Below are 10,999 nucleotides of genomic sequence, written 5' to 3'. Positions count from 1 at the left end.
ACGCACGTCGACCAGAACGAATGCCCCGGCAAAAAAACGAGGAATGCCGGAGTGTTCTCTCCCACCGGAGGGAGAGCCCCCATCATGGCCATGAAGATAGATGGGGGACGGCATTCCGGCATTCAGGATCTTTTCTTCAGCCTTCCCCGCCCTATCTTCGTCCCGGGGGTCCGGGGGCAGAGCCCCCGGCATGGTGGTGTGGGAAGGCGTGATGATCCAGACGCGTCACCCTCATCGCAGAACCTCCCCCATCATCTCGCGCCGGGGGGTTGCACCCCCCGGACCCCCCCCACAACGAAGATAGCCGAGGGGTGGCGATGAATCCGTATCTTCAAGATGGCCTGTCAGAAGAAGGATAGAGATCCACCCACACGCTGAAGCGCTGCTCAGAAAATTTTCATCCCGCATGCTTGAGTCCAGGTTTCATGCCGACTACAAAACCAAAATGACTGCTCTGTGACTGCTCCCCCGACTGAAGTCAGGGGCATCCTGGGATGTTACCCCTGAGATTGCAGTCCCAATCTCATAATATTGATCGCCGCGTTCTGGTCACGATCCATCACCAACCCGCAATGCGGGCAGGAATGAACACGATCAGAAAGCGCCTTTGCGACGATCATGCCACACCTGGAACATTGCTGAGACGTGTTTCTGGGGTTCACCAGGACCACGCGTGAGCCAGCATCCTCCGCTTTGCTCTCGGTGATCGTGATGAACTGATTCCAGGCAACATCTGCAATGCTTTTTGCCAGATGGTGGTTCTGTTCCATTTTTATGATGTTCAGATCCTCGAACACAATCGTACCAAACCGATCCACCAACTTCCGGGAAGTCTGGTGAGCAAAATTGAGCCTTCTGTTGGCGATCCGTTCGTGAATGTGTGCGACGATCTTTCGGGCTTTCTTCCGTTCGGGTGTACCCTTCTCTGCCTTCGAGAGTTTCCTCTGCGCTCTCGCAAGGGCCTTCTGGTCGGTACGGAAGAACCGTGGGTTCTCGATCTTCTCTCCGTTCGAGAGGGTGGCGAAGGACTCAAGACCCACATCGATCCCGACGACGGTCTCCTTCTGCGGTGCAGGAGCGGGATCACACTCGGCCGAGAAGCAAGCGTACCATTTCCCGGTTGATGAACGTCTGATAGTGAGGGTCTTGATCGTTCCCACGATAGAGCGGTGGAGGACGATCCTCACGTCTCCGATCTTTGAGAGATGGAGGCGGCCCCCATTGAACTTAAACCCTCCTTTCGGACCTTGAGGGTACGTAAAACTGTCGTATCGTCCTTTCCCCTTGAACCTGGGATAGCCTGGTTTTTCCCCTGCTTTCACCCGCCGGAAGTACGCTTTGAAGGCAAGATCCACGCGCATTTGAACATTCTGGAGAGTTTGAGCATAGACCTGTTTCAGATCAGGTCGTTCTTTCTTCCACTGCGTCAGGATCTTGTTCGTCTCATAGAGAGAAATTGAACGCTGTTCCTCTTCCCAGGCGTTCTTCCGCAATGCAAGCGTATCGTTATAGACCCACCGACATATCTCAAGCGTCTGCTCAAGAAGAGTAACCTGAGACTTTGTGGGATAGAGCCGATACCGATATGCCCTAAGCATTGTACGGCCATATTGGTATTTTGCTTACATAATGTTATCAGAGGACGGCATTCACCTCCCCACTGAAGTGGGGAGCACTCTGCCTGTTTTCTTCGTAGAATCGGGCATGAACCTCTGGCTCAAGCATACGGGATGAAAATATTCCGTCGCTTGATTGCTCTTTTTCAAGAGAGGAGAATCGGTGGGGATCGTGTTCCATCGCCGCCCCTCGGGTATCTTCGTCGTGGGGGTCCGGGGGGTTTCCTCCGGCGCAAGATGGCAGTGAAATCTCGACGATTTGGGGCGGCACGTCGGATCATTATGCTTTCCCATATCCTTGCGCCGGGGGCGGCGCCCCCGGACCCCCGGGATTGCGATTGGGTCAGGGAGGCAGAGGCCTGATCATTCGGAAGATGTATCCGAAATCTTCGTATCGGTCCAGAAGGTGTTTGGAGGTCTCAAACCATTACGGAAATCCGGAAAGGTGATCTTCTGGATCATTTTCATGGTAAACCCTCACCTATTGTGGGGGATGTGTGTCGCCCACCTTCCCCCATCTTCTCGCCGGGGGCGAGTGCCGCCCGCACCCCCGCGCCACGATAGGGTCGGGAAGGCAGAATAGATGACCATAAAGAGAGTGCTGCCGTCCTCGACCTATCGTGTGGCGGGGGGTTCAGGGGGCGGCCAGCCCCCCGCCAGAGAGAGAGCCGAAGGATTTCTACAAAGCCGAAAATAATCGCACCCTCACAACCGGTGCTCAATCTCAGCCCTGAACTCTTCGAGATCGCTGATATGGTTGATATTGATGAAGGTGAGGAGGTCGGGGTCGACCGGCCTGAACGACTCGGCAGGGACATAGCGGGGGTGGAGAGCCTCGATCATCGCCCGCAGCGAGCGGGACTCGTGCTCGCGGAGGTATTCGAGAAGGGCGGAACGGCGATAGACCGCATGGAGCGGTTCGAGCATCTCCCTGTTCCAGCAGGGGATCGCGGCGTCGTAACCCTCCATCATCCTGAAGAGCCCCTCGATCACCTTCCCGTTGATGCAGGGCATATCGCAGGCCACGACAAAGAGTTCATCGCCATGGGCGGCAAGGGCCCCGGCATGGAGCCCGCCGATGGGGCCCATCCCCTTTCGCAGGTCCTCGATGCACCGGACGTCCTGGTATTCAGCAAAGCGCGTGCACTGCTCCCTGTCCCTGGCGACGATGACGATCTCGTCGACGACCTCCCTGAGCGTCCCAAGAAGACGGTCGATGAACGTCTGGCCGCAGACCTCGAAGAAATATTTCTCCACCCCGCCGGCCCGGCGCGCCTCCCCGCCCACCAGCACGATCCCGGTTCTCATTCCTCACTGCTCCAGGAGCGACTCGCGGAAGTGCATCAGCCTGGTGATGCAGTCATTGTAGGGGGCATCAAGTTCATATTTTCGTGCCCTGGCCGCGATCTCCCCGTTCATGAAGTCGATCTCGGTCAGATGCCCATGCATGATGTCCTGGAGCATGGAGGCATGGTGCTCGGCGGTGCTCGGCACCTGGACGTCATGGAGATAGGCGAGGTAGTCGTCGGCCGTCTTCCAGGGGACGCGGACGCCCTCCCTGTCCATCACGGCATAGGCCTCCCTGACCACGTGCTCGATGATCCCCCAGGGCATCGGGTGGAGGAGTTTGCCGTACGGCACATTCATCAGGGCGCCCAGCGGGTTGAGCGAGGAGTTGTACAGGGTCTTCGCCCAGAGATCGCCCTTGATATGGTCGCTCCCCTCGACCGGAACCCCGGCCTGCTCGACGAGGGCGACAAGAGCCTCCACCTTCTGGTCAGGACCGTCCGGGAACCGCCCCAGTTTCATCGGGCCCCCGACCACCGAGACATGGACGCGGGCATCGCCCCGCCACTCGAACCCGGTGATGATCGTGCCGCCGATGACCCGGTCGGTGTACCCGGCGATGATCTCCTCGTTCCCGATCCCGTTCTGGAGACTGACCGTCTCGGTGTCCTTGATCACGTCGGCGAACTGCTCGCAGATCGCACGGGTGGCAAGTGCCTTGGAGGTGATGAAGATGTAGTCGTAGCGCTCGCCTGCAGGCACCTCCTCAGAGGCCGAGAAGTGGTGCGTCCCCTCGCCCCAGAGCCCGGTCAGCACCAGGCCGCGTTCGGCGATCGCATCGGCATGCCGCTGCCTGCAGACGGCATGGACATCACAGTAGTCAGAGAGCCTGGCGGCAAGGGAGAGTCCGACTGCACCGGCTCCGAGTATCAGCACTTTCATGGAAGAATCGTTATAAATTATGACACTCACGGCTCTTAATATGTCCGCTTTCCCTTCTCCATCGAGAGAAGTGCCTGCTTCAACTCAGGAGAGGGAGAGAACCCGCCGGGCCCGTCCTTTGCCACCACGCGGTGGCAGGGGACGACGAGCGGGGTGGGGTTGAGGCGCATTGCCGTGCCGACGACCCGCGGCACGGTCCCGACACGGCGGGCGACCTCGCCGTAGGTCGTCGTCTCGCCGTACGGGACCTCCTGCACTGCCCGGTAGATCCTGGCAAAGAGGCTCTCGCCCTCGACGGCGACCGAGTGGAGCCCGTCGAGCCCGGTCACGTCGCCGGCAAGGTATCTGGTGAACTGCTCCGGCACCCCGCCCGAGGCCGGGTGCCGCAGGAAGCACACCCCGGAGACGAGGTCGCCCTCCCAGGCGACATGCACGTGCCAGAGCCCGAAGGGGCAGCTCCCTTCATGCACCCCGGTTCACCGCCGTTTCTTCCATGTGAGCACCAGGCGCATGAACTCCTCGAGCCCACACTCTTTCATCTCCTGCTGCATCCAGGGGGGGAGGCCGTCCTTCACCCCTGGATCCAGGAACCGCTGCTCGGCAAAGACGAGCACCCCTGTGTCTTCAGGGGTCCGCAACACCCGGCCGAGCGCCTGGGTGGCCCTGTTGATCGCCGGGAGGGTGTACGAGATGAACTCGCCTTCCCGCCCGAACTTGTGCTTGTAATAGTCGATGACCATCCGGCGGACATTGTTGTACGGCGCCAGCGGGAGGCCGACGACCATCGCCCCGCGCAGCATCTCGCCACGGTAGTCGAGCCCCTCGCTCCACTTGCCGCCGCAGACCGCAAAGAGGAGCCCGGCCCTCCCCCGCTCAGGGAGACCGACGAACTCGCGCAGTGTCGCCGTCGCCTCGCCCGATTCCCTGGGCTCGACATAGACCTTCTTGCCATTGACCCGGCTCCCGCAGGCCTCGGCATAGGTGTTGAGGAGTTGGTATGAGGGGAAGTAGATGGCCAGGTTGCCGGGTGCCTGGGCGAAGGCCCTGATATAGCCGACGATCCGCTCGGTGTTCAGGGGATCGCGGCGCTTCCGGTAGGTGGTGGTGACGTCGTTTGCACAGGCAAGCAACCGGTTCTCCCGCGGGAAACTGTTCGGGAGGGACTTGGTGCTGACCTCAAGGTCGCCGAAGAAATATTTCATGTAGGCGTCAAGGGGAGAAAGGGTGCCCGAGATGAGGACCGCGGCGGCATGGGCCTCGCAGATCTCCTGCATCTTCCCGCTTGGGTCGATATTTCGCACCTCAAGTTCGACCTCGCCCTCGGAGGAGCGGTACAGGGTGAGGAAGGTCGGGTCGGCCCCGGCACGAAAGACCCGGTACATGAACTCGGAGAACTGCTCGACCGCGCTCTCCTTGTAGATCCCGGCGTTCTTGTTCTTCTCAGAGACCCGGTCGGCGATCCTGGAGAGGTCTTCGACGACCTCTTCAAGCCCTTTGTATAGTGTGCCCCTGATGGCCATACGGTGGAAGATCGCCGGGTCGAACCAGTCCTCGCCTTTGGGCGAGCGCTTGAGGTCGTCCATGAAGCGCGAGACATTGGGGAGGACCTGCCTGACGGCGTTCACCGTCTTCATATGCTTTGAGAGGTGGGCCAGTTCGGTCATCGTCCCTTCGAGCACTCTTGCCTCCAGGACGACGCTCTGGATCCCCTCGACGACGTCCCCGCAGTTATGGGCCTCGTCGATGAGGAGGAGGACGTCTTCGGGTTTGATGTCGAGGTTGGCGTACAGCTGGTCCCTGACGTCGTCGTTGAAGAGATGGTGGAAGTTGCAGATGAGGACGTCGGCACCGCGGGCCGCCTGCATCATCGTCTCGTACGGGCAGAGCCCCCGGCAGAAGGCGTTGAGGTTCTCGGGCAGGATGTTTTTGCGCCGCACCTGGGTGGCCCGGTCGCGGAGCGCCCCTGACGGCACCATCCGCAGGCCACCTTCCTCGGTGTCCTTCACAAAGACCCGGCTCTTGATGAAGTAGGGGCAGAGGAGCGGGTGCTCCTGGTCCATCTTTCTGATCTGTGTCTGGATCTCAGGATCCTCGTTCGGGACAAGCGAGCCCTTCTGCGCCCTTTCACGCATCAAAGATGAGGAAAAGGCCTTGACCGCCTCGCACCGCCGGTAGGGGTCGCCCTCCCCGCCGAGCGGGCACATCGATCGCTTTCCGACGAGGTATGCAAAGGTGAGGGTGGGCTTTACCTTCCTGACCAGTTCGAGTTCTCTGATAAATGTCGCAAGTTGTGAGATGGTCCGCACCGCCACGACCACCTTCTTCGTGCCGCGGGCGGAGAGGAGGGCTGAGACGACGCTCGATTTCCCGCTCCCGGTGGGGGCGTCGATCATCGCGATCCCGCCGTCGCGCGCGGTCTCGGCGGCGAACTCCAGCATCTCCCTCTGGTTCGGGCGGAAGGACGGATACGGGAACCAGTCTTCAAGCGGGTCCATTCACTACGTCTTGGTCGCCCGGGATGATGTAGTATTGGGTTCTTGCACGGCGGGTCAGAAGACGACCCCGTCTGCCATCGCCAGACTCTCGGGCACGAAGACAATGATGTTCTCCCGTTCGGGGTCGGGTTCTTCGTAGGTGGTGTAGGTCTTCTCCTCATGCCAGAAGAGGAAGTCGCTCGTCTCGGTGATGGTGACGTTTCCTCCCTGGCCGCCCCTCCCATAGATACCGATCGGACATCCCTGCACGTCCGGGGTAAACCAGACCTCCCTGAGTGGGGTGAAGGTGCCGTTTTCAAGGAGGACGAGATCGTAGTTCCCGTTGCCGTACCCGATCGAGCCTCGCGTTCCAGAGACCTCGATCCAGAGTCCCTCTGTCCCGAGGTGGAGATCGGCGAAGTCAACCTGTTCGAGTTCGCCGAGGACGTCGAGGGGGTGGAGGCTCACCGGCACCGTCTCAGAGATCGCTCGTGACCAGGAGATCGTCCCGGACCGGTCGGGAGAGAACGAGAGGTCGACATGGACCAGGTCCGCGCCGTCCTCGTTTTCGTCCCAGAACTCAAGGCTCAACCACTCGAGCGATCCGTCCACTCCGATCATGATGTCGGCACTGTTGAGCACGGCCGTCTCGTTCGTCGCCCCGGTCTTCTCCAGGATGGTGTTCCATATCTCGGTGAACGGGAGGCCGAGGGCATTGGGTTGGAGGATAATGGTCTCTTTGTGATCAGGCGCCCCGGCAAGACCGGTGCACCCGGCGGCGATGAGGCATAGGGCGAGAGCGAGGGCCGAGCAGACGTAGAGAATACGAGAAGATTCCATATGTGCACTTCTATCTCAGATCCCATAATATTTCTCAAATCACGACCATTAATGGCCCAACACATAAAATATCTACAAAAGGATCACATTGCATTCAAGTAATATTATCATTGAAATGATCCTGACGTTCTGTTCTGGAGTTATGGATGAGAATTCGAACACATAGATCTCCCTCATAATGATCAGACTCTCTGCCTTCCCGACCCTGTCTTTGTCCCAGGGATCCCGGGGGCAGCGCCCCAGGGGCGTATGGTGTGAGAAGGCATGAGCTTTGGGCTCAAGCATAGGGAATAAAAATTGCTTTGATCAGCGTTTTGAGATGTTGATGTATCCCTTCCCTCACAACAGGGAGGGATCATTCTATCGCCGCCCCCCGGCTATCTTCTCTCTGTGGGGGTTCCGGGGGGCACGGCCCCCCGGCGCGAGACGAGGGGAAGATTTTCCAATTGAGGGCGGCACGTCGGATCATCATGCTCAATTCTACACAAGAGGGCATCCCAAAACTCTCCGCCCTTGATATGTGACCTGGAGGTGTTTCAGAAGTACGGCGTCGTTCAAGAGATTACTGCCGCCCCTCCCCTATCTTCGTCGTGGGGGTTCCGGGGGGCCGTGCCCCCCGGTGGAAGAGAGCAAGAAAACACCCATTTATTCTCGATGTAGGCGGCACGTCTGATCGATCCACCCCCCACTATCAATCACGCCGGAGGCGCGGCCCCCGAAAATCTCAGGATTGCGATTGAAGCAGGGAAGGCAGAGGAATGGCCGAGAAGAGTCTCGATCTAGGTGATTGTTCGAGCCCCGGCTACTTCTGGGATATGCTCCAGGTATATTCGTGAGGCAGATACTCATATAGGTCACGAATTCAGAAAAGAGCGTGTGACCAGAACATGATACGACTCGACCGATTCCTCCTGATAATCCTCGGCATCACACTGGTGGCGGGCGTCGTCGCGGTCATCACCGGACCGCACCTGATCCCCGACAGGCAGGCGGAAAATATCACGCCGGTCGATATCGGAGGCCCGGGATGGGCCTGTGTGCTCCGTGACATCGACGATCCCGTCACCACCGAAGAGATGAACGACCGGATCGACCTCGCCGTCAGCGACTACCGGGATATCGGAGGCCGGGTCGCATCAGAGATGTATTTCGGGAACTCCACCGATCCCGACGGCGTGGGCACCCTCGCCTTCGGTTTTGTCATCGACAAAGATGGTGTCCCTGGAACCTATACCGGGTCGGGGAACCGTGGTGCGGTCGGGACGATTCATGAGATGGCACGCAAATGGTTCTCCAGGCATTTCACGCCCCGCTGCCCCCATATGGTGCCGCCCTTCCGGATCGAGGACTGCGACGGCCTGCCGCTCATCGACCTCGCCGGGATACCAGTCCTCGAAGAAGAGGGCGAGACAGCACTGAGGACAAATATCTCTTATATCGCACGGATCGCCATGCAGGACAAAACGGCCAGAGAACTGCTCATGAGCGGCGGCACGATCGAAGGGGTGGCCAAGAGCATCCATCACCCTAAAACGTTGGGAGAAACGACCGATACACTCTGCGAGACCTACCCTGCACTCAGGATCACAGGATCCGGAGTCACCCTCGACGTGATGGTCGATGAGACCGCGGGGACCGTGGTCGGGAGCACCGTCAAAGTGCCGAGCGGGGCCGAAGTCCGGACCCTGGACAACCCTACAGAGATCTGCCATGGGGACGAGGTGCCCCTCGCCTTCGCCACGTCGGACACCCTATGACACAGGTGCTCTCTGGCCCTCCCCCTGCCTATTTATCGCCGGAAACCGATATATTCCCCATGGCGATCCACCCGATAGACTACCGGTACGGCACGCCCGAGATGAAGGCTGTCTGGGGCGAAGAGAACCGGTTCAGGTGCATTGTGGCGGCAGAGGTCGCGCTTGCACAGGCCGAGGCGGCGTGCGGGGTCATCCCGGCCGACGCTGCGGCGAAGATCAAGGAGTGCGCGGGCGAGGCCACCCTCGCACGGGCAAACGAGATCGAGGCCGAGATCAACCACGACATGATGGCCGTCGTCAAGGCCGTCACCGAGGTCTGTGGCGACGCGGGACGCTGGATCCACTTTGGCGCCACCTCGAACGACATGCTGGACACCGCCACCGGGCTCCAGATGAAGGCGGCGATGGACCTGATCGAGGAGAAACTCCAGCGACTCCTTGCCGTCCTGCTCCGTAGGAGCGAAGAGACGAAGCACCTCGTCTGCGTCGCACGCACCCACGGCCAGCACGGCGTGCCGACGACCTACGGGCTGCGGTTTGCGATCTGGGCAAGCGAGGTCGGCAGGCACATCGAGCGCCTCCGCGAGCTGCGGCCCAGAGTCGCGGTCGGTCAACTCACCGGCGCCGTCGGGACGCAGGCGGCCCTGGGGACCAAGGGGATTGAGGTGCAGCCCGCGATGATGGAGTACCTCGGTCTCACCGCGGTCGACGTCTCCAACCAGGTAATCGCCCGCGACCGCTACGCCGAGTACGTCCTCTTCCTCGCAAACATGGCCACGACGCTGGACAAGATCGGGGTCGAGATCAGGTCACTCCAGCGGACCGAACTCGCCGAGGTCGAGGAGGCCTTCGGCAAGAACCAGGTGGGGTCCTCGACGATGCCCCACAAGAGGAACCCGATCAAGAGCGAGCAGGTCTGCGGCCTTGCCCGGATCGTCCGCGCGATGGTCGAGCCCGCCCTCCAGAACAACACTCTCTGGGACGAGCGCGACCTCACCAACTCATCCTGCGAGCGGGTGGTCTTCCCTGAAGCCTCGGTCCTCGCCGACCACATCCTCAACGTGATGACCAGGGTGCTCGACCGCCTCACTATCAGGGAGGAGAACATCAGGAAGAACCTCAACCTCCTCCACGGCGTGAACCTGGCCGAGTCGGTGATGATCGAACTGACCAGGCGCGGCATGGGACGGCAGGACGCCCACGAGGCCGTCCGGGTGGCGAGCATGACGGCACTTGCAGAGAAGCGAAACATCGCCGGGGTTCTTGAAGAGAACCCAAAGGTCGCGGCCGTCCTCTCGGCCGAAGAGATCGCCCGTCTTCTCAACCCTGACAACTATATCGGCACCGCGGTCGAGCAGGTCGAGGGTGTCGTCGAAAAACTCAGGCCCCTCGCGGCCTGAAGATCTTGTTTTTTTTTTTGCTCTGTAGAAACCCTCACCCTTTATGGGTGCACGCGTGATATTCCCGCCTTCCCCAATGAATCACGCCGGGGGCGAGTGCCCCCGGACCCCTGGAACCACGATAGGGGCAGGAAGGCAGAATAGATGATCATAAAGAGAGTGCTGCCGTCCTCGACCAATCGTGGCGCGGGGGGTTCGGAGGGCGGCCAAGCCCCCCGCCAGAGAGAGAGAGCCGAAGGATTTCTACAAAGCCATGCGGGAAAATCTTTGATCTCCCCTGCACTCAAAGCCCTTCAAGGGAATCCTCCGCCAGGAGTGAGATCATACCCACCTTTCCTATCTCCTGAGAGAATGGAGGTACGACCCTCCCCCAAATACGGCCATATGAACCCCCATTTCGAGAACAAAGCATCTAATCAGGGGTCATCCCGGGCTCCATTCACGATAACCCCATAGAGACGTTCATTCATCCAACGCACCGAGGAGACCAGGCCTATCCCGCCTCTCATGGCCCCGTATGATCCCAAGTAATGCTATAGACCATGATCCGCAGATATGCCCCTGAAAAGGGCGGAAAAGAAGAGCGGATTCTGGCGGATTCCAGGGTGCTTGATCCGACCAAATCTTCATTCTTTTGCCTGGGTGGCTCCCCTGATCACCCCCCATACCTCCTGCAAGCCAGT

Annotated in this window: 9 protein-coding genes; 2 read left to right on the top strand and 7 right to left on the bottom strand. The window is 60.0% G+C overall.

Features of this window, described 5'->3' with window-relative positions; genetic code table 11:
• Positions 1-497: 497 nt before the first annotated feature.
• From J2129_RS01265 to J2129_RS01235, 7 genes are all read right to left on the bottom strand, one after another.
• Positions 498-1,598, bottom strand: a complete 1,101-nt coding sequence (locus J2129_RS01265) for an RNA-guided endonuclease TnpB family protein (protein WP_209628860.1) — start codon at positions 1,596-1,598, stop codon at positions 498-500.
• 37 nt (positions 1,599-1,635) lie between these two features.
• A complete protein-coding gene (locus J2129_RS01260) occupies positions 1,636-1,797 on the bottom strand; it encodes a hypothetical protein (RefSeq protein ID WP_209628858.1) in 162 nt (53 codons plus the stop codon).
• A gap of 524 nt (positions 1,798-2,321) precedes the next feature.
• On the bottom strand, positions 2,322-2,924 hold the full coding sequence (locus tag J2129_RS01255; protein ID WP_209628856.1) for a molybdenum cofactor guanylyltransferase: 603 nt from the start codon (positions 2,922-2,924) through the stop codon (positions 2,322-2,324).
• A gap of 3 nt (positions 2,925-2,927) precedes the next feature.
• Positions 2,928-3,845 (bottom strand): ketopantoate reductase family protein, encoded by a 918-nt coding sequence (locus tag J2129_RS01250; RefSeq protein WP_209628854.1) that lies wholly within the window; start codon positions 3,843-3,845, stop codon positions 2,928-2,930.
• A 35-nt stretch (positions 3,846-3,880) separates the two neighbouring features.
• A complete protein-coding gene (locus tag J2129_RS01245; RefSeq protein WP_209628852.1) occupies positions 3,881-4,315 on the bottom strand; it encodes a methylated-DNA--[protein]-cysteine S-methyltransferase in 435 nt (144 codons plus the stop codon).
• A gap of 6 nt (positions 4,316-4,321) precedes the next feature.
• Positions 4,322-6,340, bottom strand: a complete 2,019-nt coding sequence (locus J2129_RS01240; RefSeq protein WP_209628850.1) for an ATP-dependent DNA helicase — start codon at positions 6,338-6,340, stop codon at positions 4,322-4,324.
• A gap of 54 nt (positions 6,341-6,394) precedes the next feature.
• Positions 6,395-7,159, bottom strand: coding sequence for a hypothetical protein (locus J2129_RS01235; RefSeq protein WP_209628847.1), 765 nt, complete (start codon positions 7,157-7,159; stop codon positions 6,395-6,397).
• Between the two features lie 887 nt (positions 7,160-8,046).
• Between J2129_RS01235 and J2129_RS01230 the strand changes: the two genes are divergently transcribed.
• Entirely contained in the window at positions 8,047-8,916 is an 870-nt protein-coding gene (locus J2129_RS01230) for a hypothetical protein (protein WP_209628846.1), read from the top strand.
• A 59-nt stretch (positions 8,917-8,975) separates the two neighbouring features.
• Positions 8,976-10,316 (top strand): adenylosuccinate lyase, encoded by a 1,341-nt coding sequence (purB, locus tag J2129_RS01225; RefSeq protein ID WP_209628844.1) that lies wholly within the window; start codon positions 8,976-8,978, stop codon positions 10,314-10,316.
• Positions 10,317-10,999: the final 683 nt, after the last annotated feature.

Source organism: Methanofollis sp. W23 (assembly GCF_017875325.1).
Classification (GTDB): Archaea; Halobacteriota; Methanomicrobia; order Methanomicrobiales; family Methanofollaceae; genus Methanofollis.
The sequence above is the reverse complement of the archived record's forward strand: the minus strand, read 5'-3'. Positions and strand labels throughout refer to the sequence as shown.